27 protein-coding genes are annotated in these 26,333 nt (G+C 65.9%); 12 read left to right on the top strand and 15 right to left on the bottom strand.

The window, feature by feature from the left end:
• Positions 1-33: 33 nt before the first annotated feature.
• The 5 genes from ILP86_RS13955 (at position 34) to ILP86_RS13935 (ending at position 3,567) form a co-directional block, all read left to right on the top strand.
• Positions 34-582 carry a hypothetical protein gene (locus ILP86_RS13955; protein ID WP_058630427.1) on the top strand — a complete coding sequence of 183 codons (549 nt, stop codon included), beginning with the start codon at positions 34-36 and terminating at the stop codon, positions 580-582.
• Between the two features lie 61 nt (positions 583-643).
• Positions 644-979 carry a helix-turn-helix transcriptional regulator gene (locus tag ILP86_RS13950; protein ID WP_058630426.1) on the top strand — a complete coding sequence of 112 codons (336 nt, stop codon included), beginning with the start codon at positions 644-646 and terminating at the stop codon, positions 977-979.
• Positions 979-1,680 (top strand): cation transporter, encoded by a 702-nt coding sequence (locus ILP86_RS13945; RefSeq protein ID WP_113681534.1) that lies wholly within the window; start codon positions 979-981, stop codon positions 1,678-1,680. Before ILP86_RS13950 ends, ILP86_RS13945 begins: the two co-directional genes overlap by 1 nt.
• A 34-nt stretch (positions 1,681-1,714) precedes the next feature.
• A complete protein-coding gene (locus ILP86_RS13940; RefSeq protein ID WP_193762248.1) occupies positions 1,715-2,623 on the top strand; it encodes an SDR family NAD(P)-dependent oxidoreductase in 909 nt (302 codons plus the stop codon).
• A gap of 38 nt (positions 2,624-2,661) precedes the next feature.
• A complete protein-coding gene (locus tag ILP86_RS13935) occupies positions 2,662-3,567 on the top strand; it encodes an arginase family protein (protein ID WP_082738400.1) in 906 nt (301 codons plus the stop codon).
• 16 nt (positions 3,568-3,583) lie between these two features.
• Here the strand turns inward: ILP86_RS13935 and ILP86_RS13930 are convergent, their stop codons facing one another.
• The 3 genes from ILP86_RS13930 to ILP86_RS13920 all read right to left on the bottom strand — a co-directional run bounded on the left by ILP86_RS13930 (position 3,584) and on the right by ILP86_RS13920 (position 6,923).
• Entirely contained in the window at positions 3,584-4,864 is a 1,281-nt protein-coding gene (locus tag ILP86_RS13930; protein WP_113681772.1) for a hemolysin family protein, read from the bottom strand.
• A 94-nt stretch (positions 4,865-4,958) separates the two neighbouring features.
• Positions 4,959-5,999, bottom strand: coding sequence for a TerC family protein (locus ILP86_RS13925; protein ID WP_061015555.1), 1,041 nt, complete (start codon positions 5,997-5,999; stop codon positions 4,959-4,961).
• A gap of 234 nt (positions 6,000-6,233) precedes the next feature.
• Entirely contained in the window at positions 6,234-6,923 is a 690-nt protein-coding gene (locus tag ILP86_RS13920; protein ID WP_308431943.1) for a GntR family transcriptional regulator, read from the bottom strand.
• Positions 6,924-7,037: 114 nt separating this feature from the next.
• Between ILP86_RS13920 and ILP86_RS13915 the strand changes: the two genes are divergently transcribed.
• Both ILP86_RS13915 and ILP86_RS13910 read left to right on the top strand, forming a co-directional pair.
• The gene (locus tag ILP86_RS13915; protein WP_193762247.1) at positions 7,038-8,000 is read left to right on the top strand and encodes an arsenic resistance protein; all 963 of its coding nucleotides are present in this window, start codon (positions 7,038-7,040) and stop codon (positions 7,998-8,000) included.
• A 60-nt stretch (positions 8,001-8,060) separates the two neighbouring features.
• Entirely contained in the window at positions 8,061-9,053 is a 993-nt protein-coding gene (locus tag ILP86_RS13910) for a DUF418 domain-containing protein (RefSeq protein WP_193762246.1), read from the top strand.
• Positions 9,054-9,328: 275 nt separating this feature from the next.
• On the opposite strand, the gene ILP86_RS13905 is transcribed toward ILP86_RS13910, so the two are convergent.
• Complete coding sequence (locus ILP86_RS13905; protein WP_193762245.1) at positions 9,329-10,021, bottom strand: type 1 glutamine amidotransferase domain-containing protein; 693 nt, start codon at positions 10,019-10,021, stop codon at positions 9,329-9,331.
• Positions 10,022-10,038: 17 nt separating this feature from the next.
• Positions 10,039-10,593 (bottom strand): TetR/AcrR family transcriptional regulator, encoded by a 555-nt coding sequence (locus ILP86_RS13900; protein ID WP_193762244.1) that lies wholly within the window; start codon positions 10,591-10,593, stop codon positions 10,039-10,041.
• A 62-nt stretch (positions 10,594-10,655) separates the two neighbouring features.
• On the opposite strand from ILP86_RS13900, the gene ILP86_RS13895 reads away from it, so the two are divergent.
• Positions 10,656-11,573 carry an NAD-dependent epimerase/dehydratase family protein gene (locus tag ILP86_RS13895; protein ID WP_193762243.1) on the top strand — a complete coding sequence of 306 codons (918 nt, stop codon included), beginning with the start codon at positions 10,656-10,658 and terminating at the stop codon, positions 11,571-11,573.
• 694 nt (positions 11,574-12,267) lie between these two features.
• Here the strand turns inward: ILP86_RS13895 and ILP86_RS13890 are convergent.
• The 5 genes from ILP86_RS13890 to ILP86_RS13870 form a co-directional block, all read right to left on the bottom strand.
• A complete protein-coding gene (locus ILP86_RS13890; protein ID WP_058630406.1) occupies positions 12,268-13,119 on the bottom strand; it encodes an alpha/beta fold hydrolase in 852 nt (283 codons plus the stop codon).
• Positions 13,119-14,078: a glycoside hydrolase family 68 protein gene (locus ILP86_RS13885; RefSeq protein ID WP_058630405.1), complete on the bottom strand. Its 960-nt coding sequence runs from the start codon at positions 14,076-14,078 to the stop codon at positions 13,119-13,121. The genes ILP86_RS13890 and ILP86_RS13885 overlap by 1 nt, the downstream gene beginning before the upstream one ends.
• A gap of 95 nt (positions 14,079-14,173) precedes the next feature.
• Positions 14,174-15,154, bottom strand: a complete 981-nt coding sequence (locus ILP86_RS13880) for an alpha/beta hydrolase (protein WP_058630404.1) — start codon at positions 15,152-15,154, stop codon at positions 14,174-14,176.
• 71 nt (positions 15,155-15,225) lie between these two features.
• Positions 15,226-16,167, bottom strand: coding sequence for an alpha/beta hydrolase (locus ILP86_RS13875; protein ID WP_058630403.1), 942 nt, complete (start codon positions 16,165-16,167; stop codon positions 15,226-15,228).
• A gap of 153 nt (positions 16,168-16,320) precedes the next feature.
• Positions 16,321-17,655, bottom strand: a complete 1,335-nt coding sequence (locus ILP86_RS13870) for an MFS transporter (RefSeq protein WP_082682479.1) — start codon at positions 17,653-17,655, stop codon at positions 16,321-16,323.
• Between the two features lie 90 nt (positions 17,656-17,745).
• On the opposite strand from ILP86_RS13870, the gene ILP86_RS13865 reads away from it, so the two are divergent.
• Positions 17,746-18,759, top strand: coding sequence for a LacI family DNA-binding transcriptional regulator (locus ILP86_RS13865; protein ID WP_058630401.1), 1,014 nt, complete (start codon positions 17,746-17,748; stop codon positions 18,757-18,759).
• A 219-nt stretch (positions 18,760-18,978) separates the two neighbouring features.
• On the opposite strand, the gene chrA is transcribed toward ILP86_RS13865, so the two are convergent.
• Together chrA and ILP86_RS13855 are read right to left on the bottom strand one after the other, a co-directional pair.
• Positions 18,979-20,193: a chromate efflux transporter gene (gene chrA / locus ILP86_RS13860; RefSeq protein WP_058630494.1), complete on the bottom strand. Its 1,215-nt coding sequence runs from the start codon at positions 20,191-20,193 to the stop codon at positions 18,979-18,981.
• A gap of 2 nt (positions 20,194-20,195) precedes the next feature.
• A complete protein-coding gene (locus ILP86_RS13855; protein ID WP_058630400.1) occupies positions 20,196-20,528 on the bottom strand; it encodes a PadR family transcriptional regulator in 333 nt (110 codons plus the stop codon).
• Between the two features lie 235 nt (positions 20,529-20,763).
• Here ILP86_RS13855 and ILP86_RS13850 point away from each other — a divergent pair, with 235 nt between their 5' ends.
• Positions 20,764-21,477, top strand: a complete 714-nt coding sequence (locus ILP86_RS13850) for a phosphatase PAP2 family protein (protein ID WP_308431942.1) — start codon at positions 20,764-20,766, stop codon at positions 21,475-21,477.
• A 60-nt stretch (positions 21,478-21,537) separates the two neighbouring features.
• Here the strand turns inward: ILP86_RS13850 and ILP86_RS13845 are convergent, their stop codons facing one another.
• Together ILP86_RS13845 and ILP86_RS13840 are read right to left on the bottom strand one after the other, a co-directional pair.
• Positions 21,538-21,936 carry a low molecular weight phosphatase family protein gene (locus ILP86_RS13845; RefSeq protein WP_058630399.1) on the bottom strand — a complete coding sequence of 133 codons (399 nt, stop codon included), beginning with the start codon at positions 21,934-21,936 and terminating at the stop codon, positions 21,538-21,540.
• Between the two features lie 20 nt (positions 21,937-21,956).
• Positions 21,957-22,631, bottom strand: coding sequence for a helix-turn-helix domain-containing protein (locus ILP86_RS13840; protein WP_058630398.1), 675 nt, complete (start codon positions 22,629-22,631; stop codon positions 21,957-21,959).
• A gap of 54 nt (positions 22,632-22,685) precedes the next feature.
• Here ILP86_RS13840 and ILP86_RS13835 point away from each other — a divergent pair, with 54 nt between their 5' ends.
• Positions 22,686-23,447, top strand: a complete 762-nt coding sequence (locus ILP86_RS13835; protein ID WP_058630492.1) for an MIP/aquaporin family protein — start codon at positions 22,686-22,688, stop codon at positions 23,445-23,447.
• A gap of 11 nt (positions 23,448-23,458) precedes the next feature.
• Positions 23,459-24,844, top strand: a complete 1,386-nt coding sequence (locus ILP86_RS13830) for an FAD-dependent oxidoreductase (RefSeq protein WP_058630397.1) — start codon at positions 23,459-23,461, stop codon at positions 24,842-24,844.
• A 92-nt stretch (positions 24,845-24,936) separates the two neighbouring features.
• Here ILP86_RS13830 and ILP86_RS13825 read toward each other — a convergent pair whose 3' ends face one another.
• The gene (locus ILP86_RS13825) at positions 24,937-25,740 is read right to left on the bottom strand and encodes a MerR family transcriptional regulator (protein ID WP_058630396.1); all 804 of its coding nucleotides are present in this window, start codon (positions 25,738-25,740) and stop codon (positions 24,937-24,939) included.
• Positions 25,741-26,333 lie beyond the last annotated feature (593 nt).

The following is a 26,333-nucleotide window of genomic DNA, read 5'->3' as shown; positions in this document are numbered from 1 at the left end:
GACTCCGATCGCACCGACAACCGGGAGTATCCCATGAACCTCATCGAGACCTTCCAGAACCTGGTGGCCCAGGTCCCCGAACTCGTGCAGCCGCTCATCGTCGCCCTCGCCGGCGCGATCCCCTTCATCGAGGGTGAAGGGGCGGTGAGCATCGGCATCATCGGCGGCATCTCTCCGGTGATAGCCGCGATCGCCGCGATCGTGGGCAACTTCCTCTGCGTCCTGGTGGTAGTGATCGTCAGCTCCGGAGCCCGACAGGCCGTCGTGAACCGTTCGCGAGCCAAGACCGCGGCGCTCGCCGGTGCCGGCGGCGGCACGATCGACGAGCCGGCCGCGGATGCGGCCGACACTGGTCGCGGCACCGCGCGTCGCGAGAAGTTCCAACGTGCGTTCGAGCGCTACGGCGTTCCCGGGGTGAGCCTGCTCGGACCGCTCCTGTTGCCGACGCAGTTCACCGCGACCATGCTTGCGGCTTCCGGCATCGGCAGGGCGCGCATCCTCTTCTGGCAGGCTCTGGCCATCATCGGCTGGACCACCGTCGTCGCCGTCATCGTCGGAAGCGCGGTGTACGCGATCCGCTGATCTTCGTGAGGAGACTGGATTCAGAATATCTTGAATTCAGTCTTTTCTGTACAGTTGAGCTGTGACCACCGCTCTCGCCTCCCTCACCCACACGGCAGCAGTCGCCCGTCTGGGGCACGCCCTCTCGGACGCCACCCGGGCCGGTGTGCTGCTGGCACTGCGAGAAGCGCCCCGATACCCCGCCGACCTGGCCGATGCGCTCGGCGTCTCACGCCAGGCCATGTCGAACCACCTCGCCTGCCTCCGCGGATGCGGGCTCGTCGAGAGCGTTCCGGACGGACGCCGAAGCAGCTACCGACTCGCGGATCGCCACCTCGCTCCAGCCCTCGACATGCTCATGCGGGTCACGCTCATCGTCGAGCCGGACTGCTGCTCGGGTGAAGGCTGCACCTGCTGATGACCCCCACGGCAGCCGCGACGCGCCGCGAGACCCTCCACCGCCGCATCCGCCTGATCGTCGGAATCACCATCGGCTACAACCTGATCGAGGCGGTCATCGCGATCGCCGCCGGATCCGTCGCCTCGTCAGCCGCGCTCGTCGGCTTCGGACTGGACTCCACGATCGAGGTGCTCTCCGCGGCCGCGGTCGCCTGGCAGTTCACCCGCCGCGATCCGGAACGCTGGGAGAAGCCGACTCTGCGCGTGATCGCCATCGCCTTCTTCGCACTGGCGATCTATGTGACGGCGACGTCCGCGACCGCGCTGGTCACGGCCGAGCGCCCCGAGCACAGCACGATCGGCATCGCTCTGACCGCGATCAGCGTCGCGGTCATGCCGTTCCTCTCCCTCGCCGAACGCCGCGCGGGGCGAGAACTGGGTTCGGCCACGGCGGTCGCAGACTCGAAGCAGACCCTCATCTGCACCTACCTCTCCGCCGCGGTGCTGGTCGGGCTGGTCGCGAACTCGCTGCTCGGCTGGTGGTGGGCCGATGCGGTCGCCGGTCTCGTCATCGCCGCCTTCGCGGTGCGCGAGGGCCTCGAGGCATGGCGGGGCGACGCCTGCGCGACGTCGGTCGGGATGCTGCTCGAGAACGACGACCACGACCACGACCACAACCACAACCACGACCACGACAACGACAACGACGACGCACGCTGAAGCCGCCCCCAGGGGCGGCACCTAGGCTGAGGGGATGGAAACGGCTCCCCCGACGTCGGCTCGGGATCTGCTCGGTCGGACGGTTCTCGTCACGGGCGCGAACGCGGGCATCGGCTACTGGTGTGCGGAGCAGCTCGCCGCACGTGGCGCACGCGTCGTCCTCGGCTGTCGCTCCCCCGAACGCGCGCGCACGGCGGTCTCCTCGATCAGAAGCCGGGTGCCGGACGCCGACCTGCGCGTGCTGGCACTCGACCTCGGCTCGCTCGGAAGCGTGTCAGACGCAGCCTCCGGAGTGGACGAACGCCTCGACGCGATCATCTGCAACGCCGGCGTGAAGGCGGCGGATCGGGCGGCGCGCACGAGCGACGGCCACGACCTCATGGTCGGCACGAACTTCCTCGGTCACTTCGCCCTGGTCGCACAGCTCGAGGCGGGGCTCGCTCCGGATGCCCGTGTGGTCGCGGTCGGCTCGATCGCCCACCGTTTCGCACGCCTCGACCCGGCGACGCTCGACGACCCGTGGACCGGTTCCTCACTGGAGCAGTACGGGCGGTCGAAGGCGTCTCTGATGGCTTTCGCGTTCGAGCTGGCACGGCGCTGGGGCGGCTCATCCCGCTCGGCGGTCTGCGCGCACCCGGGCTATGCGGTCGACCCGCTCACCCCTCAGCGCCCCGGCCTGGCGGCGGTGCCCGGAATCGTCCGCGCGCTGGCGGCACCGACCAAGATGCTCGTGCAGGGCAAGGATGGCGGGGCGCTGCCGATCGTCCATGCTGCGACATCGGCGGAAGTCCTCAACGGCGAGTACTGGGGTCCCGGCGGTGTGCTCGAGTTCCGCGGAAGCCCCGCGCGGGTGGCGGCGTCGGAGGAGGTGCGCTCATCCGAGGTGGGCGCGGCGCTGTGGGCGGCGGCCGAGCGCCTCACCGGGGTGCCCTTCCCGACGTGACGGTGCCGGGTGTCCGACCCCCGCGACAGGATGAGGCCATGATCACGCTGCTCTCCGCGCCGTCCAACCTCGGCCTCCGCCCGCCACAGCCCGGCGCGGTTCCGGGTGCGGCGAAGGCCCCGGAAGCGCTGCGCGAGGCCGGGCTGTTCAGCCGATTCGCCGCGGTCGGCGCCACCGACTCGGGCGTCGTCCTCCCCGGACGTTATGTCGACGACGCCGCGACGAGGCCCCCCGGCCACGTGCGGAACGAGGTCGCGATCGTCGATCACGCGCGACGCCTCGCCGCCCGCATCGGTCAGGCGTTCGACAGGGATGAGGAGCCGCTGGTGATCGGCGGCGACTGCTCGATCCTCCTGGGTGCAGGCATCGCCTGCGCCCATCGCGGCGGGATCGGACTCGTGCACATCGACGGCCACACCGACTTCCGCCACCCCGGCAACGACCCCGACAGCGCGAGCGTGGCCGGGGAAGACCTCGCCGCGGCGGTGGGACTGCACTGGCCGGCCATCGCCGACATCGACGGCAGCGGCCCTTACTTCCCTGCCGCCCGCACCGCGCACATCGGCCACCGCGACGACGACGAGCAGCAGCAGGAGGCACGCGCCGTCCTGGGGAGGGTTGCTCCGGCAGCGGAGGTCCTATCCCGCGGAGCACAGCGGGTCGGCGCGGAGTGTGCCGCAGTGGCAGGGCCGGCCTACTGGCTGCAGCTCGACGTGGATGTGCTCGACCCCTCCGTCATGCCCGCGGTCGACAGTCCCGACCCGGGAGGGATCGGCGCGGCGGAGCTCACCGCACTGCTGCGGGAGCTCGCGCCGCGCGCCGTCGGCGCCTCCGTGACGGTTTTCGACCCCGACCTCGACCCCGACGGGCGCTACGCCCGCCTGCTGGTCGATGTCCTCTCGGAGGGACTCCACGAGCTGGGAACCCTGACACCGCGCACCTGACGACGGAGGCGCGGGATCAGGCGTCCGACTCCGCGATGGGATCGGTCATGACCCGCACGCGCGCGATGCGTCGGCGGTCCATCTCGGCGACCTGGATCGTCGCACCGGGAACCTCCACGGTGTCTCCGACCACGGCGAGGCGTCCCAGCTGCTCGGTCACGAAGCCGGCGATGGTGTCGGACGATCCGCGCGGCATCGCCAACCCGGTCGCCTCTTCGAAGTCCTGCAGGTTGAGTCGCCCGTCGATGCCGTCGTCCGCCGAGATGAACACCTCCGCGTCGTACTCGTCGAAGATCTCGCCGACCACCTCCTCCACGAGGTCTTCGAGGGTGACGAGACCGTCCGTCCCGCCGTACTCGTCGACGACCACCGCGATGTGATGCCCCTCGGCCCTCATGCGGGTCAAGGTCGGCAGCACGCGCGCGGTCGAGGGGATGTAGGGGATGTCGCGCATGAGCGCGCTCAGCGGACGGGTCGGATCGTCGGCGGCAGCCTCGAACAGGTCGCGCACGTGCACGAACCCGGTGATGTCGTCGATCGAGGTCTCCGACACGGGGTAGCGCGAGAACGGCAGGTCGCGCACCTGCGCGATCACCTCTCCGACCCGCGCGGCCTCGTCGAGGGCGACGACCTCGGGGCGCGGCCGCATGACCTCGCTGACCTGGCGTCCGCGCAGGGACAGCACGTCGTCGAGGATACGTCGTTCGTCATCCGGGAGCCCCTGGTGGCTGGCCACGATGTCGCGCACCTCCTCGTCGGTCATCTCGTCGCTGGTCTTGTGCGGATCCCCTCCGAGCAGCCGGACGAGGGCGTTGGTCGAGACCGAGAGCAGCCAGATCACCGGACGCATGATCGTCGCGAACCCGTTGAGGGCTGGCGCGACCGCGTAGGCGAACTGCGCGTTGCGCTGGATCGCGAGACGCTTCGGCACGAGCTCGCCGAGCACCAGCGACAGGTACGCGATCACGAGGGTGAGCACGAGCGTCGCGACGGTCAGCGAGAGGGCGGGCGTCAGCCCCCACGACTCGAGAACCGGTGCCAGGGACGGCGCGATCGACGTCGCACCGTATGCCGCCGAGGCGAAGCCCGCGACGGTCACACCGATCTGCACCGCGGACAGGAAGGTGTTGGGATTGCGAGCGAGGGAGGCGACCTTCGCTCCACGACGACCGCGCTGCCCGATGGCGTTGATCTGACTCTCACGCAGCGTGACCAGCGCCATCTCCGTCGCAGCGAAGACACCGCCGATCAGCACGAACGCGAGGACGAGGGCGATGTTCCAGAGCAGGTCGCCCATCAGCGGGCCGCCTCGTCTGTGGTGGGGTGAGCGCCCGGGACGAACCGGGCGCTCGTACTGTCAGAGTCCGAAGAGTCAGAACAGCGCTGCGCGCTCAAGAGTGCTCCTTGTTGTCGGTGGTGTTGTTGGTGTGGGTGGTGGATTCGGTGGATGAGACCTCGTGGCCCGAGGCCGGGACGCGACGGGTCTTGATCAGGCTGGCCACGGTGGCCACGGCGATCGTCGCGCCGATGAAGAGCAGCGAGAACCAGATCGGGATCTCGGGGGCCCACTCGACGCCCTGGCCGCCGTTGATGAACGGAAGCTCGTTGACGTGCAGCGCGTGCAGGACCAGCTTGACGCCGATGAACGCGAGGATAACGGCGAGGCCCTGAGCAAGGTAGACGAGCCGCTCGAGCAGCCCGCCGATCAGGAAGTACAGCTGACGCAGACCCATGAGCGCGAAGGCGTTCGCCGTGAAGACGATGTACGCCTGGTCGGTGAGGCCGTAGATCGCGGGGATCGAGTCGACCGCGAACACGAGGTCGATGAAACCGATCGCGATGATCGTCAGCAGCATCGGAGTGACGAAGCGCTTGCCGTTCTTCACGACGGTGAGGCGGTCGCCGTTGTAGTCCTCGCTCACCGGCAGGTGACGACGCACGAAGGTCATGAACCGCCCGTTGGCCGGGTTGCTCTCGTGGTCGCTGAACGCCTGACGGTAGGCGAGCACGAGCAGCAGAGCACCGAACAGGTAGAAGATCCAGGAGTAGTTCTCGATGAGCGTCGCGCCGATGGCGATGAAGATTCCGCGCAGGATCAGCGCGATCACGATGCCGATCATCAGCACCTTCTGCTGGTACTTCTTCGGCACGGCGAAGCCGGTCATCACGATGAGGAAGACGAAGAGGTTGTCGATCGACAGCGCCTTCTCCGTGAGGTAGCCGGCGAAGTACTCGCCGCCATACGTCCAGCCGGAGACGACGCCGATGCCGACACCGAACAGCAGCGCGAGGCTGATGTAGAAGATCGACCAGCGGGCCGATTCACCGATCGTCGGCTCGTGCGGCGTGCGCACGTGCGCGAAGAACTCGTAGACGAAGAACGCGATCGTGACGGCGATCGTGATGATCCAGATCAGGGGGGTGACGTCCAAATTCGGGCTCCAGACTCGGGGTACGACAGTACCGCCAAAGTCTTCTCCATTCCATGGAACATGGAACCGGTGGCCCGGGATGCGACATGCATCCGTAATGACGACCCCACCGTGTCGGAGTACTCCCCTTGGGTTCCCCCAGATTAGGAGAACACCCTTTGCGCTTCCTGTGGATCTGCCGGGAACGTCCCGCTCCGAGCGAGGAAGGAGCGTCGGCGATCGATGCGGGAGCTGCTAGTCCCCGATCTCGGGCCGGGTGAGCTCCTGCTCCTCGGCGCGATCGATGATCGCGGGGAGCACTTCATCGAAGAACGTCACGAGCACAGCCCGGGTCTCCACGGCATCGCGCTCGAGGATCGCGCTGCGCAGGGAGTCGACGAATCCACCGACACCCTCCCAGTCGAAGGCATCCCTCGCGTGCTGACCGAACCGGCGGATCTGCGGCCCGAGGCGTTCGATGATGACCGCCCGCGAGGCGTTGCCCTCGATGCGCGCGAAGCCCGTCGCCGTGCCTCGCAGCGCGACACCGAAGCCGGCGACGTCGCGCGACTTGATCGCGGCAGACATCTCATCCGCGAGCTCGGCGAGGTACGCGAGATCGTCATCCTGGATGAGCGGCATCATGTGGCGCACCGATCCGATCCAGATGTCTCCGAAGAGGTCGACCGCGTTGCGGACCTGATCGAGGTCGATCGGCGCTACCCGGGTGTAGCGGTTGCGCTGCATCTCGACGAGGCCGTGGTCTGCCAGTCGGTCGAGAGCGTGCCGGATCGGAGTCTTCGAAGTTCCGAGGCGCTCGGCGAGCTCGTAGTCACGCAGCCGCTCTCCCGGGCGCAGCTCACCGCTGATGATCGCGTCCTGCAGCCGGTTGTAGGCCTCATCGCTCATCGACCTGCGCTCGAGGGGTCCGCCTGAGAGTGCCACTGCCTTGTCCTCCGCTCGAGCACGCAAATGTAGTAGAGCCTGAAGTTCTACCTACACTGCAATGTATCGCATCCCGCGTAATCGCCGTGAAAAAACAGGGTCTTGGAGGTGGTGATGCGCGAGCTGACGGCATGGGGCGAGCGGCACCAGGTGATGTTGTACCTGACGTCCATCGTCGTCGGCGCCGCGATCGGTCTATGGGCACCTGCGAGTGCTCCGTGGTGGGAGTCTGCGATGACCCCTGCCCTGGGCCTGCTGCTCTACGCGACGTTCCTGAGCGTGCCTTTCTCTCGCGTCGGGCGGGCCTTCACCGACTGGCGCTTCCTCGTCACGCTGCTGATCGTGAACTTCGCCGTCGTGCCGCTCGTGGTGTTCGGCCTGACCAGGTTCGTCGCCACCGACGAAGCCGTGCTCCTCGGTGTACTGCTCGTGCTGCTCACTCCCTGCGTGGACTACGTGATCGTGTTCACCGGCCTCGCCGGTGGCGACCGCGCCCGGCTGCTGGCGGCGACTCCACTGCTCATGCTGGTGCAGATCCTCCTGCTCCCCGTCTACGTCTCCCTCATCATGGGGCCGAGCGTTCTGCGTTCGTTCGATGCCCGCCCTTTCGTCGACACGTTCCTCCTCCTGATCGTGCTGCCTCTCGGGCTGGCCGCGCTGACGCAGCTGACGGCGAGGAGACACGCGTTCGCTCGGGCCGTCGAGCAGGGATCGGCAGGGGGAATGGTGCCGCTCATGATGCTGACCCTGTCCACCGTCGTCGCCTCGCAGGTGGCGGACCTCGGCGATGCATGGGCAGGCGTGCTCGTGACGGTTCCGCTCTTTCTGGGATTCGCCGTGATCGTCGGGCCGCTCGGAGCCCTGGCGGCACGCGTCGCACGACTCGATGCGCCGGGGCGGCGTGCCGTGGTGTTCAGCGCCGTCACCCGCAACTCGCTCGTGGTGCTGCCGTTGGCACTGGCTCTTCCGAATGCTTTCGCGATCGCCCCGCTCATCGTCGTGACGCAGACGATGGTGGAACTGATCGTCATGGTCGCGATGGTGGCGCTCGTCCCACGCCTGGTCCGGGGCGACTGACCGCTCTCCACCCACAGCCGATATCCCGCCCGTATCGCGTCGCTCGACGTCATCCGCGGCGTGGCCATCATCGGCACCCTCACGAGCAACATCTGGCTGTTCCGCGCGTTCTTCGGCGAACGGGTCATCGACATCTGGTGGGATGACCTGCTGTCGGCCGCCTCGAACGGCAAGTCCCTCGGGCTCCTGCTCCTCTACGGAGTGCTGAACTACATCTTCGTGGTGCAGTTCGACGTGCTCCGGGCCTATGCGATCCTCGGTTTCGTGGTCGCCTTCGTGCTCCTGCTGCCCGAGAAGCGCCAGTGGATCTTCATCGGGGTCGCACTGACCGCGCACATCACCCTCATGCTCATGCCGCTGTTCACCGCCGATGGCACCTTCATGCTCCCTGGGCTCGTGTTCCCGGGAGACGCGGGCGATTCGAGCGGCCAATCGGGGTACTGGGCGACGGTGCAGGCGAACTCACTGACCGTGTTCTCCGACCTCACCATCGGCACGGACACCGGGGCCATCCTTTCGCTCGGGCTCGTGCTCTTCACGCTGGGCGCGATCCTGTATCGCCGCGGGCTGTTCGAACCGCGAGCGGCACGCCTGCGCAGGTGGGTCATGATCATCGGACTCGGCATCGGTCTTCCGCTGGAGCTCACCTTCTTCCTCGCGCAGGACCAGTTCGGGCTCGACCGGTTCCTCTCCGCTCCCTTCGTCGCCTTCGGCATCCTCGCCCTGATGGCCGCGTTCTATCAGAGACACCCCATCGGGTTCGTCGGGCGGCAACTCTCCCTCGTCGGACGGATGGCGTTGAGCTGCTACGTGCTGCAGAACATCCTCGGGAGAGTCGCGCAGCAGCTGATCGGTCACTCGCCGCTGTCGACGACGCTCGACCCACTCGTGGGAACCCTCGTGATGTTCGTCGGCATCGCCGGCATCGTCGTCCTCTTCGCGAACCTCTGGTCCCGCCGGTTCCGGAAAGGACCGCTCGAGTACATCTGGGACGTCAGCTTCCGATTGCTCACTCGCAGGCTGTCCGATCTCACGAAACATGTCGGACCGTGAGACGCAACGCCCTTGGAAAGACGGGCGTCTGATCTGCCGCCGAGGCTGCCTGTTGTCTCACGAAGCGCGTCGGAAAGATCACGCCTCACCCTCAACCTGCCTAATACGTCGGTCGCTCAGTTTCGGTGCAGCGGGTTTTCGGCAGGGTTTCGGTAGGCGCGCGGCCAGCGTGTCGTGTGGTCGACCGGCGGCCCGGGAGTGCTGCCGTAGACGATCGATACTGGTGGGCGTTCATGAGGCTCGGACGATCTGCACAGTCCGAGCGCCGCCGTCCCTCACGCCCCGAGCGTCTGCACGACCTTCTCCGCCGTCTCTTTTGCCGAGCCCGGGTTCTGACCGGTGACGAGATTGCCGTCGATCACGGCGTACGACACGAACGGCAGCTTGGCCTTCTCGTACAGAGCGCCGCGTTCCTTCATCGTCTCCTCGGCGTTGTACGGCACGAGCTTGTCGACGCGGGCGAGCACCTCTTCCTGCCAGGCGAAGCCGGTGAGGCGGCGTCCGTCGACGAGCAGCGAGCCGTCAGTGAGCTTCACGTTGAGCAGGCCGCAGTAGCCGTGGCAGACGGACGACACCACGCCGCCACGCTCCCAGATCTCGCGTGTGAGGCGTTGCAGGCCATCGTTGTCGGGGAAGTCGTACATCACGGCGTGACCGCCGGTGTAGTAGATCGCGTCGAAGTCGGCCGCGTCGAGCTCATCGGGGCTGAGGGTGTTCTCGAGCAGCGCCATCTTCGCCGGATCGTTGTGCCAGGCGCGGGCGACCTTGTCATAGTTCGGGAACTTCAGCGAGCGGGGTTCGAGCGGCACGGCGCCACCGTGCGGGCTGACGATCTTCTGCTCATACCCTCGTTCGGCGAACACCTCCCAGGCGTGGGCGAGTTCGCTGAGCCAGAGGCCTGTCTGGTGCCCGGTCGGGTCGTCGTAGTGCGAAACGTTGGTGACGACGTGAAGGATGCGCTTCGTCATGATTCCCCCTAGGGATCTCAGAGAGCCGCCGTGACGACGGCGACGGTGGTCCGAACGCGGTTCTCCACGTCGGATTCAGGGTGAGGACGGAACTTCCCGTCAAGGTGCAGGAAGGCGAGGCCGTGCGCCATGCTCCACAGCGCCGTGGAGAGCGCGTCGGCATTGGAGGACGGATACAGCCGCGCGGCGACGCCGGCGAGCAGGTCGTGCAGCGCGGTCGACGCCTGGACACGGTCGGCGTTCTCGGGGTCGCACTCATTCCCGAACATGAGGCGGAATACGGCGGGACGGCGCAGCGCGAAGAACACGTACGCCACGGCGAGGTCTGCCACGACGTCGGGCCCGTCCTCTTCGACGACGGCGCGCAGCTCAGCGCCCATGTCATGGAACCCTTCAACGGCGACCGCGGAGTCGAGGGCCGTCCGGTCGGCGAAGTGTCTGTACGGCGCCGCTGTCGACACCCCGGCGCGACGAGCCACAGCGCGCATCGAGAGCTCTTCGCCCTCTTCGATGCTCTCGATGGCCGCCTCGACGAGAGCCTCACGCAGATTGCCATGGTGGTAGGTGGTCATTCCGCACTCCTCGATGTGAACGGTGCTAACATAACACGTCGACACACGATTGGGGACACATCATGCAGACGATTCTCGGAGCGGGTGGCCAGATCGCGAACGGCCTGGCACGCGCGCTCCACGGCACGGACGAACTGCGACTCGTGAGCCGCAAGCCCCACGCCGTGAACGCCGACGACGCCACGGCATCGGCCGATCTCACGGACGCCACGCAGACGTCCGACGCCACGGTCGGCAGTGACGTGATCTACTTCACCGCAGGCCTGCCCGCTGACACAGAGCTGTGGGAGAAGCAGTTCGAGACGATGCTGCGCAACGCGCTCGACGCCGCCCGGACCGCGGGGGCGAAGTTCGTCTACTTCGACAACACATACATGTACCCGCAGGACGCCCGCGTCCAAACGGAGGACACCCCGTTCGACCCCGTTGGACGCAAAGGCGTCGTCCGCGCACGCATGGCTCAGATGGTGCTCGATGAGATCGACCGCGGCGAGATGCCCACGCTCATCGCCCGGGCCCCGGAGTTCTATGGACCCGAACGCACACAGGGATTCACGAATTCCCTCGTGTTCGACAGAGTGAAGCAGGGTAAGCGCCCACTTATCCCCGTCCGGGCCGACACACGACGTTCCCTCATCTGGACGCCCGACGCGAGCCGCGCGCTCGCCGCGCTCGGCTCGACGCCCGATGCGTACGGTCAGACCTGGCATCTCCCGGTGGACGCCGCACACCCGACATATCGCGAGATCATCGCCACGGCCGACCAGGCGTTCGGAACATCGAGAAAAGCCATCATCCTCCCCAGCTGGGCGCTTCGCGCCGCCGGTCGCATCTCACCCGCGGCCCGGGAGATGGGTGAGTTGTTGCCCCGCTACCACCAGGACAACATCTTCAGCGACGCGAAGTTCCGCACCGCATTCCCTGACTTTCGGGTGACAGCCCTTCGCGACGGCATCGACGCGCTTGCCACAGAGCACTGACCGCATCGCCCCTCTGACGACCACCGCCCCAGTCAGGCCTCACGCGACACGACGACACGCGATCTGAGATTCCGACACTTTTCGTGAGATCGGACACAGGCGCTCGTGTCCGATCTCACGAAAGTTGTCGGCTGGTGAGACAGAGCAGCCCCGGAAAGACGGGTGGCTGATGCGGCGCCGAAAGCGCCCGTTGTCTCACGAAACTTGTCGGTAATCGCGTCTCAACCCCTCCTGCCTAAAACGTCGAGCGGACGGTTTCGGCGCGGCAGGTTCCGGCAGGGGGTTTCGGTCGGCGCACGGCCGGCGTGTCGTGTGGTCGGCCGGCGGCCTGGGAGGGGGCTGCCGGAAACGATCGTTTTCGGCGGGCTGGCTCGAACTAACTCTTGCCGAAGCACGAACCGCCACCGCGGTCCTAGCGGGATCGCGGTGGCGGTCAGATGTGGGTCACTGACCCAGTGGATTTGAGCGGGGCGGGTGTCACCTGCTGCAGCAGAGACTGATCGCCGTTATCAGAATGTGCGGTCAGTCGAGGACTTCGTCTAGAAATGCGAACTTCCTCTGCAGGTAGTCCGAAGTTTGGGGGCTCGGGTTAGCCATGAAGCCATGGCCGAGGATTGCTTCGCTCCTCGGGTACAGGTTCAGCTCGTCGGACACGCCGAGCCGGTCCAGCTTGTCGTGAAGGTCACGGGCTTGATCAGGGAAGGTCCCGGTGTTCCCGTCGGAGATGAAGGTCGCCGGGTATGGGCTTTTGTCCCGACGTAGCGATGCGGCTGATGATCATTTCAAAGTCGTCCCATAGTGCCGGAGCAACCTCGTGCCCCATTCCGGGGTACAGGTGCAGTTCGGAATGAGCAATGCTCTGTGCGATTCGTTCCGAGCCGCGCGGGGAGATCATCGCGTCTGCCCTCCCATGGATGATCGCCGTCGGCACGGCGACCTGCTGCAGGTCTTGGGTGAGGTCTGGCATCCGGGCGATCGCGTCTCGCTGGTTCTGATAGCCCCGGCGACTGGGATCGCGGTCGTACATACGGTTCGCTAGTTCCCGCTTGAATGCTTCGTCGTACCCCCAGGCGGGTGACGCTGTGGCTCGGTCGCCGTCCAGGAATGCCTCCACGGCGTCCTCGCGATTCTCTACGAGAGCGACTTGCGACGTGAGGATATCGGGGTGAATGTCCACGATGTTGGGCGTCGTGTAGAAGAGCACCAACCCCGCCACCACGTCGGGGTAGCGGAGCGCGGTGTGTTGCGCGATCATCCCGCCCATGGACTGCCCGACAAGGGTTGCCTGGGTGACGCCAGCGTCGCTGATGACGTCGCGAACGTCGTCAGCCATGTCGCGAAGGTCGTACCCCCCGAGCTCATGACGAGAAAAGCCAGCATCGCGGTTGTCCATTCGTAGAACGCGAAGACCTCGGCGCGCCAGCGCGTCGCAGAAGGGTTCGCGCCACCCGATCATCTGGGCGGTGTGACCTTCGATGAGGAGTACCGCCGGGGCATCTTTGGGACCGCGACTGTCCCAGAACAGCCCTGAAGGCGTCACCGGCATCAGTCGGCGCTCTTTACGGAAGAGGCGAGAACGCCGGAGTGTTGCAGCAGCATCGTGAAGTCGATGGGGTCGGTTATGCCTCCGATGAACTCGTTGCCGGTGCCGTCGAGGCGAAACCCGAGGAGGACGAGCTGGCCTTCTCTGTCGATGACCCGCCCACTGTAAAGGTCGGGACCAGCGATGCGGCGAGCCTGGTCGATCGTGATGCGCTCGCCCCAGGGGGCAATCCACACGCCAGTGGCGCGGTCGGGGTCGCAACGAGCCGCAGTGACGACGCCTGCGTGCGCGGAGAACAGCACCATCGGTTGTCCGTCGATGGTGATGCGTTGGAGAACTTCGAGGTGACCAAACCCGCTTTCCGTGTCGGACAGCGGCGGTTGAACAACCCACCGTTGTAGATCCTCCGAAGTGGCGTGTCCGACCACGCCGCGTTCGCTGTCCACTCCGGTCTTGGCGCGCGCGGTGATTAGCATGTGCCACCTGCCGGCGTCATCGCGAGATACCCACGGATCCCGCCAGCACTCCTCGGGCCAACTGCTGTCACCGAGGCGTTCGTAGTGGGCCGCGTCGGCTCGGAGGGCGAAGGTGTCGTCCTTGGTCCACGTGTAGAGGTCGGGGGACGTTGCAACGCCGATCGTCTCGACGTTGGTGAGGCTGTCGGCAGTGAGAAAGTGGGAGCCGGTGTAGAACATCCGCCACAGCCCGTCATCGCCGCGCACGACAGAGCCGGTCCACGTCGCTGTTGCGTCGATCGAGCTGCCGTCGCCCGGGGCGAGGACGGTCCCGTGCTCGGTCCAGGTGCTGAGGTCGGTGGAGGTGGCGTGGCCGATGGTCGCGTTACGGTGTCGGAGTTCGGGATCGCCAAGCGACCTGGGCGCCTGCAAGTAGAACAGGTGGTGCAGGTCCTGGTCTTGAACGTGCCAGAAGTCCCAGATCCACCGGTCGTCGGGGTTGAGCATGAGCGTCTCCTTGAAGTTCAGGCAAGGGGCAGAGCGGATAGCGCAGGGCTGCGCTGAGTGCTCCGGCGGGTGTCGTCGTCGAGGAGTCTCCCCGGTCAGGGGCTTGCGACGCTCGTCTGCGGGACCGCGTTATGGGCTGCGTGTACGCGGCGCAGGGTGGAAAGCTGCTCGTCTCGCCAGGCACGGCCTGCGGGCAAGATTTTGGTCATCATCGACGACCCGTGCCACTGCCCCTGCTGTAGAGACAGGGTGACCGGCACACCCGCGGCCTCCAGGCGGACGGCATAAGCGATTGCGTCGTCACACAGCGGGTCGTATTCAGCGGGTAACAGGTACGTCTCTGGAAGTCCGGTGAGGTCATCTGCGAGCAGCGGAGACGCGTAAGGGTGGCGGGCATCGTCGAGGTCGGCGAGGTACAGACCGCGCACGGCCTGAGCGTAGGCGGTGGTGATGCCGTACCCGGTGGCGTTTCGCTCGAACGAGTCCGCCTGCATGGTGAGGTCCAGTGCTGGCACATCGAGGATCTGAAGAACCAGCTGCGGGCCGCGTTCGTTGCGGGCTTTTAGCGCGATGCCTGCCGCAAGGTTCGCGCCGGCTGAGCCGCCCCCGATGGTAAGAATGTCGCGTCGGATCCCTAGCTCATCGGCGTGCTTGTCCATCCAGACAAGCGCGGCATACGCGTCGTTGAGACCAACCGGAAACTGATATTCCGGGGCTTTGCGGTACTCGACCGTGACCACGACACAGTCTGCGTATACGGCGCGTTCCGTGCAGAGAATTTCGATGCCTTTGTCATGGATGGTGCCGCCGATCCAGCCGCCGCCGTGCACGTATAGGTGCCCAGGATGTGGTCCGGAGGTCCTGGGGGTGAAGATATGCAACTCGACCTCGCCGCCGTCCACGGGGATCTGCACCGCGCGGCGGCTGGCGCCCTCGGGTGCAGGCTGCATCAGGTCGTCGACAGATGCCGCTGCACCGGCGGCTTCTTCCGCCCGGTATGCGTCGATGTTGTCGATCGAGGTCGGCAGCGGCGGTGCTGCAGCGAGTAGCGGAACGAGGATCGGGTCGAGGGGCATGGTTCTCTCCATGATCGAGGTTGTGGGGGTAGGGCGAATGAAGGGCACTATGACGGTGGCGCCCTTCTCGGCTACTTCGAGCCGGGCGGTGTGGGCCAGCTCAGCAGGGTGCGGAACTCTTCGCATGTGCGCACCAGGGCGTCGTTGCATACCGGGAGGAGGAAGCTCTGCGCGGCGTATGCGTGTACGAGGTCGTCGAAGTCGAGCACCCGCACGGCGACGCCTGCCGAGGCGAGCTTGTCGCCGTATTCCTGGCCCTGGTCGTGCAACGGGTCATTGCCGGAAATGCCGATGACGGCGGGGGCTACGCCGGTGAAGTCCTCGGCGTACACCGGCGATGCCCGCCAGTCGGTGCTGGATTCGGCGCCGAGGTATTGCCGGATCGAGTAGTCCGTGTTGACGCTCGTTAGCGCGGGGTCTAGGTCTGCGAGGTAGGAGGCTGCGTCCCGGGCTGTGGGGCCGAGGTCCGTTGCGGGGTTCAGCAGCAGCTGCCCGGCGAGAATGTTGTCCTCCCGGAGCGCGACAGCAATGGCGGCGGCGAAGTTGCCACCCGCGCTTTCGCCAGCGATGGCAAACTGGTCACCGCGGCCGCCAAGCTCTCCGACATGCTCGGCCGCCCACTGGGTGAGGAACAGTGCATCCTCGTACCCTGCGGGGAACTGGTCTTCTGGGGCCAGGCGGTAGCTGATGCTGACCACCACCGCGTCTAGGTAGGCGGCCAGGCGGCGGGTTTCCGGGTCGACCGCGTCAGGGCTTCCCACGACCCATCCGCCACCGTGGATGTACACCAGGGTGGGTTTCGGTCCGTTTCCCAGTGGACGTTGGATGCGGACGCGTCGAACACCGTTCGGGGTCTCGACGTCCTGATCGACGGAGGAAGCAATCTCCGGGGCCGGAGTACCCTCGGGCAGCGGTGCCGCGGCGATCTCACGGATCTGCTCGAGGGTGAAGTCGTTGTAGTCGACTTTGGGGAAGTTTGCGAGCAACGCCTGCAGCTGCGGGTGGATTGGCATGACGGGTAAACCTTTCAGTTCTGAGGGTCGTATGTCGGCGGTGTGGCTAGAGCGGCTAACGCGGTACCGGTGTTCAGTAGTGATCAAGGCGGCTGCGCTGTTCACCAGCGTGGGAACGACGTGGCGGACAGCGCCGCATGGCGATCGAGTCGATCAGCTTGCGGGCGTGGTGGATACCGGTGTCGCGTCTGATTCCTGCTCGTGCAGGAACTCATTTGCGATGCGACCTCCGCGGAATCCGAGCCATCCGACCAGGACACCCACAACGGCGGCGACCGCGGAGAGGATGTAGACCAGGGGCGGGGAGAACGCGATTATCGCGGGGATGACCGCGGTGACGGCCGCAGAGACCAGGCGTCCAAACGTGAACACGAATCCCTGCGCGGTGGAGCGAAGCATGGTCGGGAATGCCTCGTTACCCCAGACGCGCGCGATGGGCTCGCCAGCGGTGGTCTGACCGATCGTGCCGATCAGAAGCGCAGCCAAGAGCGTGACAAGGGAGAACCCGAAGAACACGGGGATCAGAAGCCCGATGACAAATACGACCCCGCCGATGACGAACAGCGGCATCCGCAGGCCGGTGTCAACGTACTTCATGAACAGGAACAGCGCGATGAACGCGATCGGGAACAGCAGGATCGTGTACGGGACCACCTCTGCCACGTCGAGCCCTGCGACGTTCGCAGCGACATACGTGGTGAACCCGCCCAGGATGGTGCTCGCCGACAGGGTGAACGCGTAGAAGATGGCGAGCACGATGAACGGGCGCCGGTAGGGAGCTTTCAGCATGTCGCGAACCCGGGCCTTGTCGGCAGGGACGGTGTGCACGCCGCGGCGGCGCTCATCACGGGACTGCAGCCACAACGGCGACTCCGGAACGGTGAACCGAAGAGCAAGACCGATCACCGCAACAACCACGATCATCCCGTAGAGGATCTGACCGCTGAGCCGTCCCAGCCCGCCCGTAGCGGCGGTGAGAAGCACGGTGACCAGCGACGCCGCGATCCACATGACCTGCGTGAAGACGAGCATCTTGCCACGGTTGCTGTCCTTTGCCGCCTCGGCGATCGTCGCCAGCGAGACCGGGAGGTCAGCTCCTACACCCAGGCCCAGCAAGATCAGACCCCCCAGCAGAACGGGGAAGTCGGTGGAGAAAGTCGGGGCGAGCGCGCCGACAGCGATCATCACCATAGTGACGATGAAGACGGTGCGACGGCCGAAGATGTCGCCTAGACGACCGCCCACGAGCGCACCGATAGCCAGGCCCGCGGTGACGACGGCAGCGAGGAGACCCACTTCATTTGCGGTGAGGCCGATCGTCTGCTGGTAAATCACCAGTGCAATTCCGTTGACCGTGAGGGCAGCTCCATCGACGAACGACGCGAGCCCCGCAATGACGGCAACTCGCCACGGGTGCTTGTACACGCCGACTCGGGGCGCCGATCCGATTGTCGTGGTGTCAGACCCCGACGTGCCAACAGATCCCATGTAATCCTCCTTGATTAATCGTGTCAACCACGATGTCGAACGACACGATATGCGCTACGGTTAATCGTGTCAAGTATGGATGGTGACGTTATGAGTTCTGCTCCCCTCACGGTCAGCGATATTGCTCGCGCAGCCGGCGTCTCCCGCGCCACCGTCAGCTACGTCTTGAACGATCGCCGCGACGTCCGGGTCAGCGAGCCCACCCGTGAACGCGTCATGGGCATCGCCCGAACCTTGGGGTATGTCGGCTCCCCCGCCGCCCGTGCGCTCCGAAGCGGCCGGGGGGACGTGGTCCTCCTGCTGGTCCCCGACTGGGAAGTCTCCGGGCAACTAGAGCTGCTCCTGGAAGGCATCGGACGGCTCGTTGCCGAGCACGGCTTGGTTTGCATCCGCCACGAGGGAGAACACTGGCGCGGCTCTCTACATCGACTGCTTTCACGCATTTCTTGCGCGTGCGTGGTCACCTTTGATCCACTCCTTGCAGAAGACGCGCACGCCCTGGAGTCCGCCGGCATCCCGGAGGTCACAGCGAGGTTGCTTGACTACCCCGGCCTGCCGCACACCACAGCAATCGGACAAGACACCATCGTCGCTGCGCAGGTCGACCACCTGCTGGCTCAGGGCTACGAACGACTCGCGTACCTTGCGACTGAGGAGCCCCGCGGACAAGCGTTCACGCACGCCCGCGTGAACGCCTTTCACCGGATATGTGACGACCGCGGACTCAAGGGCAGCCTTTCCGCCACCGTGGCCGGCGACCGTTCGGAGATCGCGCGAATCACCAATGAGTGGGTCCGACAGTCGCCCACGCCCCTAGGAATCGCTGCCTGGAACGACCTGACAGCTCTCGGCATCGTGAGCTCTGCCGCCGCTTCGGGGATCTCTGTACCTACACAGCTGGGCGTCATCGGCGGCGACGACACACCCATTGCAGCGTTGGCGCTCCCCAGCATCACCAGCGTTGCGTTCAACCTGCAGTCCGAAGCGAAACAGATCGCTACCCGAGTAGCCCAAGCTGTTGATCACGAGAACACGCACGCGACGCAGACGGAACAGATGGACGCGGTACGCGTCATCGCTCGCGAGTCCACGTCACGCGCCTGAGTTCGTTGCCGGACGCCAGCGCACCTCCACACCAAAACGTCCACCGGAACTAGGTAGTGGTCGACGTTTTTGAACGCCCACGAGGCCCAGATGCGCGGCGCCGCCGTAAACCATCGTTTACGGCGGAGTGTCCTCGCAGCGGTGAAGCTGGGGTCCGAAAACCCCAGCCGCATCTGCGTTTCGGCAGACGTACTCGGCGAGGTTGAGTCGGCTTTTCGGTCAGCTGACGAGGGAGACGAGGATGCCGCCGCCGGCTCCGACGAGGACCACGGCCCAGGCCGGCGTTCTCCAGGCGGTGAGGAGCACGAAGCAGGTCAGTGCGAGTACGAATGGGCCGGTTCCGGTGATCGCGGTCGTGAAGACGGGGTCGTAGAGTGCAGCTGCCAGGATGCCTACGACGGCGGCGTTCGCGCCGCGCATGAGGGCCTGCGCCCAGGGTCGGGACCGGAAGTCGTTCCAGAAGGGCAGTACGCCGGTGAGGAGAAGGAACCCGGGAAGGAATATGGCGGCAAGGGCGATCGCAGCTCCCGCGATACCGCCCGGTCCGACGGTTGAGAGGGTGCCGAGGTACGCGGCGAAGGTGAACAGTGGTCCGGGTACGGCTTGGGCGGCGCCGTATCCGGCGAGGAACTGGTCGGAGGTGATCCAGCCGGTGTCGACGAGGCCGCTTTGCAGCAGGGGGAGAACGACGTGCCCGCCGCCGAAGACGAATGCGCCGGCCCGGTAGAAGGTGTCGAAGAGGGCGAGAGATCCCGACTGTGTGGTCGCTGCCAGCACGGGTAGGCCGACGAGCAGCACGACGAAGAGGATCAGCGAGATGATCCCTGCGAGACGAGTGACCGGGAACCGAACCATCGCGGCGGCTGCGGTGGCGGAGCCGCGGCAGAGGAACAGCCCTGCGAGGGCTCCGACCACGATCGCGCCGATCTGACCCACTGACCCGGTGAGGAGGAGGGCGCTGGCTGCGGCCACGACGGCGATCGATGCCCGGGTGGCGTCAGGGGTGAGGGAGCGTGCCATCCCCCACACGGCCTGCGCGACGATGGCGACCGCGACGACCTTGAGTCCGGTGAGGATGCCAGCCCCCACGGCTCCTTCGAACAACGGGGCGCCATAGGCGAAAGCGACCATGAGCGCGGCGGATGGGAGCGTGAAGGCGAGGAACGCGGCGATCGCACCCATGGGGCCTGCTCGGAACAAGCCGAGCCCGAAGCCGACCTGGCTGGAGGCGGGGCCGGGAAGGAACTGGCTGAGGGCGACCAGATCCCCGTATTCGGTGTCGTTGAGCCATCGGCGTCGTTGGACGAGCTCGTCTCGGAAATATCCCAGGTGTGCGATCGGGCCGCCGAACGAGGTGACGCCGAGCTTGGAGAACACTCGCAGCACTTCCGCGCTCGAGCCCTGACGTGATGGCTGCGAGACGTCAGTATTCACGGTCACGCTTCCGGGCCTTTCCCTGTGAAGATCCGCATCTGTTCTCGCGCTACGGCGAGCCCGCGACGGCCTTTGTCTGTGGCGGCGTACAGCTTCCGGGCGGTGCGACCATCGCGCTCGGTCCGCACCGTGAGGTATCCGTTGCGAACCATCTTGTGGAGCATGGGATAGAGGGTGCCCGCGGACAGGCGGTACCCGTGTCCGGCCAGCTCTTCGATCATCCACGCCCCGTAGATCTCCTCTTCCGATGCATGGTGCAGCACGTGCATGCTCACCAGCCCCCCGAGAAGATCGCGGTACTCATTGAGGTCGTCCGCTGACACTTCAACTGCCATGAATCCGTTATAGCGGATTACGATAGCGGGAATCGATAACGAAGATGAATGTCGGGTGAACCACAACGGGGGCTCCGCGCTGAATCGATCGACGTCGCGAGAGGACATCATGAAGCCACCGCCCGAAGACGCAGACTCCTTGGACAAGAACGGCGATGACACGCGCCGGGACCGATTCATCGGAGATAGAGATCTCACGACATGGCGCTCCCGGCTCGGGCGTCAGCTTGCTCGCGTGACCCAGTGGTTGGGGCCCTACGCCACTTTGATCACCACGCTGGTCATCGGCATGGTCGCCGTGGTCGCGCTCACCGCCATTGCCGCCGAGATCTACGAAGCGGTCACAGAGTCCGACGGTGTCGCCGGGCTCGACAAGCCACTCCTCGCCGCAGCCATCAGCATTCGCACGCCATGGTTCGACACCGCCGCGACCGCCCTCACCGACGTCGCGGGAGTGATCGGAATGCCGATCATCGCCGTTCTCTCAATCATCATTCTCACGATCCGTCGACGCTCATGGACCCCCGCCCTACTCATCACAGCAGCCGGAATCGGCTCTCTGCTGATGACGATCGCCGGAAAGAACCTCATCGGCCGAGCACGCCCCGATCTCACCGACGCCGTCCCGCCCTACGAGCATTCCCCCTCGTTTCCCAGCGGGCACGCGCTCAACGCCGTGGTCATCGCAGGCATCATCGCCTACCTGCTCATCCTTCGCCAACAACGGCTGACCACCAGGATCATCACGATCACCATCGCGGCGACCTTTGCCGTCGCAATCGGGGCGACCCGGGTGTACCTCGGGCACCACTGGTTCACAGACGTCCTCGCGGCCTGCTTCCTCGGAGCCGCCTGGCTCGCCCTCGTCATTACCGCGCACCGCCTGTACTTGACAGCCCAGCGCAGGAAGTCGCTCCGTGCTGAACGATCGGAAGCGCTGGCGAGCTAACGCATGAGACGCCACTGATGGGGCACTCCAAACGGGGCTCACACCGAGACCTGTCGTAGATCAGCGTGCGAGGAGCGTCGTCCTGATCTTGTCGGAGACGGCGTCGCGCAGCGGCCTCACGGCGTCGGCATCCCAGGCTTCCGGGTTGGGGAAGGACCACTCCAGGACCTCGCCGCGGGGTGTGGACGGCAGATCGAGGCCGGGCTTCATCAAGACCACGATGTCCGCCTGATCCAGGTCTTCCGAGGTGACGGCACGGGGTACTCGGTCGGTGATGTCCATGCCTAGCTCAGCGACCGTGGCGGCGACCGCGGGGTTCACTTCGCCTGCGGGCGACAGTCCCGCCGACGTCGCGGTGAAGCGGTCGCCGGCCAGGTGCTCCAGGAGTGCGGCGCCGAGCTGGGAGCGGCCGGCGTTGTGCTGGCAAATGAACAGGACGGTCGGAGTGGTGTCAGTCACGGGTTCTCTTTCTGGGTGGGTCAGGCGGCGGCGATCCGGGGCGCGAGTTCCGTGATCCGGCGTTCCAGCTCGTCGTAAGCAGTGTCGAAGGCGTCAGCGGTGCCGACGCGCACCGGGTCGGGGATCGACCAGTGCAGATGTCCCGTCACACCGAGTTCTTCGTGCGCGTTGTCGCACACGGTGACTACGAAATCTGAACCGGTCAGCACCGTCTCCAACGCCCGAGGCGATTCGTCGGGAAGGTTGAGTGCGTGACGGTCCGCCGTGGCGATCGTGCCGGGGTCGATCCGTTCTGCGGGGTGGGTGCCGCCGGAAGCGGCAGGGATGCTGCTGCGGGTCGACCACAGCGCCGCGGCCAATTGAGATCTGGCCGAGTTCGCCGTGCACACGAACACCACCCGGCTCGCTCGCTCGACGCGACCGGGAGTGAGGCCCTGGAGTGCGGTGTTGGTCAGGTGGATGTAGCTGCGTCGCTTGTCCGCTTCGGACCGGGACCGGGCCACCATGCCCGTCGCCTCCAGCACGTTCAGGTGGTGAGCAACGAGGTTTCCCGGCATGCCCAGCACCGTTTGAATCTCCGACGGCGACAGGTCGCCCAGTGTCAGGAGGTCGACGATCCGCAGGCGCGACGGGTCACTCAAAGCCCCGTGCCGAGCAGCGCGCGCTTCCACGGACCCAGTTCGTTCAATGTTCATTGATTCAATCTTGACTGATCTACCTGGTTCGAGTCAAGATGAGCCGACATGAAAATCACCACTCACACTTCATCCCACCCGTCAGAGGCTCGGCCTCATGCGCTGCGCCGTGCCGCTGCAGAGTTCGTCGGCACGGGCCTGCTCGTCACCGTCGTCATCGGGTCGGGGATCGCCGCGCAACGGCTCTCCCCGGATGACGTGGGGCTACAGCTCCTCGAGAACAGCCTGACCACGGCGCTCGGCCTGACGGTGCTGATCCTCATGCTCGGCCCGGTATCGGGGGCCCACTTCAACCCCGTGGTGTCACTCGCGGACTGGCTGCTTGGCCGCCGCGCGAGGACCGGCCTGCCGTTGCGCGACCTCGCCCCGTACCTCGCCGCGCAGATCCTCGGAGGCATCGCCGGCACACTGCTGGCCGGGGTAATGTTCGACACCGCACCGGCGCTCTCCGGGACCGACCGCGCGACCGGCGGGCACCTGGTCGGAGAAGTGGTCGCCACCGCCGGGCTCGTGCTACTGATCTTCGCGCTCGCCCGCACAGGGAAAGCCTCGGTGACCGCGGCCGCGGTCGGCTCCTACATCGGAGCCGCGTACTGGTTCACCAGCTCCACATCGTTCGCCAACCCCGCCGTGACCATCGCGCGCATGTTCACCGACACATTCGCCGGCATCGCCCCCGCCTCAGTGGCCCCGTTCATCCTCGCCCAACTCATCGGCGCCGCCCTCGGGCTCGCACTGCTGCTTGTCTTTTACCCGACCGCCGCGCGCACCGCGGGCGACGTCGTGGTGCCCACGCAACTCGAAACCACGTCCTGAAAGGCACCCCCATGCACCTCGTAGCGATCGGCGGAAGCGACGCCGGCATCTCCACCGCCCTGCGCGCCCGCGAACTCGACCCTTCCGTCGACGTCACCGTCGTGGTCGCCGACTCCTACCCGAACTTCTCCATCTGCGGGATCCCCTACTACTTCTCCCGGGAAGTGCAGCCATGGCAATCGCTCGCGCACCGCACGCACGCCGACCTCGAAGCCACCGGCATGAATTTGCGCCTGGACACGCTCGCCACCGGCATTGACGTCGACGGCCGCACGCTCACCGTACGCGACGCTGGTGGCACCGAATCGACGATTGCGTACGACGAGCTCATGGTCGGCATCGGAGCATCCCCGTCCACCGCTGGCATCGTCGGCCTTGACCAACTGGGCCCTGACGACGGCGTGCACCTCCTGCACTCGATGGGCGACACCTTCGCGCTGGAGCGTTACCTCGAGGAGCACCAGCCCGAAACCGCGATCATCGTTGGCGCCGGCTACGTCGGCCTCGAAATGGCCGAAGCCCTCACCGTCCGCGGTCTGCGAGTCACCCAGCTCCAACGCGGCCCCGAAGTACTCTCCACCCTCGACCCCGAACTGGGCTCCCTCGTCCGCGACGAGCTCACCCGCCACGGCGTCGAAGTCCTCACAGGGACCCGCATTGAAGCAGTCACCCTCGACGCGGGCCGCCTCACCGTCACCGGCACCCGCGACAGCGACGCTTTCTCTCGCAGCGCCGACCTCGTGCTGGTGGTCGTGGGTGTGCGCCCCAACACCAGCCTGCTCACCGCGGCCGGCGCGACCACGGGAACCGGTGGCGCGGTCGTCGTCGACGAGTACATGCGCACCGGCCTGCCGAACGTCTGGGCAGCCGGCGACGGCGTGGTCACCCATCATCGCCTCCTCGGCGTCACGTACCTGCCCCTCGGCACCACGTCGCACAAGCAGGGCCGCGTCGCCGGAGAGAACGCGATCGGAGGCAATGCTCGGTTCGCTGGCAGCCTCGGCACACAGGTCGTGAAGGTCTTCGATGTCGTAGCCGCCCGCACCGGCCTCCGCGACCATGAAGCCGCCGCCGCGAGTTACGCCGCCCATAGCCACACCGCCATTGCCGACGACCACAAGCGCTACTACCCCGGAGCCACCCCCGTCAGCATCCGCATCACCGGAGACCCCCACGACGGCCGCCTGCTCGGCGCACAGCTCGTCGGCACACGAGGCGCGGAGATCGCCAAGCGCGTCGACACCTACGCGACAGCTCTGCATCACGGTATGACGGTGGCTGGGATGAGCGACCTCGACCTGTCCTACACGCCCCCGTTGGGCTCGCCGTGGGATGCCGTGCAGATGGCGACGCAGGCTTGGGAGCGCGAGGTGCGCGCACTCATCCAAGCAGCGTAGGCAGCTGCCGAAAACGATCGTTTACGGCGGGGCGAGCATGGATCAAGCTGTTGAGAACAGCCAGGGGGAATGCGGATTCGTCATAGACAGCTTCAGCTGCGACGAACAGGCTGCTGCAACTCCGTCACCCAATCGGATTGGTTCTCCGAGACCGCCCGGACATAGAGTTCCCGACACGGCCCTGAGTGAACAAGCCCTCGAGCAAATACCTCAGCGTGGATCGCTTGCCAGCTCTCGGCGATGTGGTCCATGGAACCGAGATGGATGCCACAGACGGCTACTTCAGCGGCGGGCAGGTCGACAACTTCGAAGCCGTCGCGGACGGGTCCGTTGTAGGCGTAGCCGGCGATGACTTGCAGACCGTCTTCGATCGTCTCGTACTGTGCGATCGGCGTCGTCAGGGACCCGCACTCATCGCCGATGATCTCGGAAACGGCATCGAACGCGGGACCCACCACGCTTGCGACCTCGGGTCGATCTGCGACGACCACGCGGCGGGCGGCCAGGCGGACGGCGGGCAGTGACTTCTCAACGATCTCTATCCGGGACATGTGGTTCTCTTTCTCGATGAGTTGGAGCCGCCGTTCCACGTCAACGAGTCGGTCAGCAGCGATACGGTGTTCCTGCTCGACCTCAGCGCGTCGGATACGCAACAGAGCGGCGATGCGGTTCGCATCGACTCCGCGCTCAAGAATCGACGAGATGTCGTCGAGACCGAAGCCGAGTTGCCGCAGTGCAACGATCCGATGCAGGCGTTCAAGTTGCGAGGGATCGTAGGAACGGTAGCCGCTGTACTCGTCCACGTGAGCTGGTACGAGCAGGCCAGCGGTGTCCCAATGCCGCAGCATCCGGTGGGTCACCTGGCCGACCTGCGCGAAGGCTCCGATGGATAACATGTCTCAGTTCTCTCGCCTTCCACAGTGTCAGAGTCAAGTATCGCCGTCGATTCCCGCGTCATGTCTGCCCTCTAGGCACACGAGACGTCTCATCGACGTCACTTGGTGCATAGCACCAGCCGAATCGCAACAGGCGTCACGTACCCCATACGACACGAGACACCCGTCGCGCGGCCCGCCGGAATCCCCTGCCGTTTGCTGATTGTGACGACCTTTTGGGGCAGCCCCTCCCGTCAACTGTCCTCCGCTTACAGAAGACCGCCGTTTACGTACCACGCGGCGCTACGCAGCGATACCTGATTCCTGCCTGTGGTAGATCTGCACGATCTCAGTTCGCCGGTCCATCCTCTTGACTGCCGATGTGATGGCCGACCTGCAACGCTCGAGCAAGAGCGCGACCTTCCGCGACCGCGTCCGCCTTCATTGGATGACTGCCCTCGACCTCGGCAAACCCTACGAGCCTGTTATGCCAGGCGTCCTCTCGCTCGTAGGTCTGTACGTCCCCGTTAGACATTTCCTGTCTCCAATCTTCTGCAGGCGAAGTCTTATCCTCAGTCGGAGCACGGGACTACAGTGACCCCCTTGCAATCCTG

This window comes from Microbacterium sp. R1, from assembly GCF_015159725.1.
GTDB classification, from domain to species: Bacteria; Actinomycetota; Actinomycetes; order Actinomycetales; family Microbacteriaceae; genus Microbacterium; species Microbacterium oxydans.
Note: the sequence above shows the minus strand (reverse complement) of the source record. Positions and strands in the feature narration are given on the sequence as shown.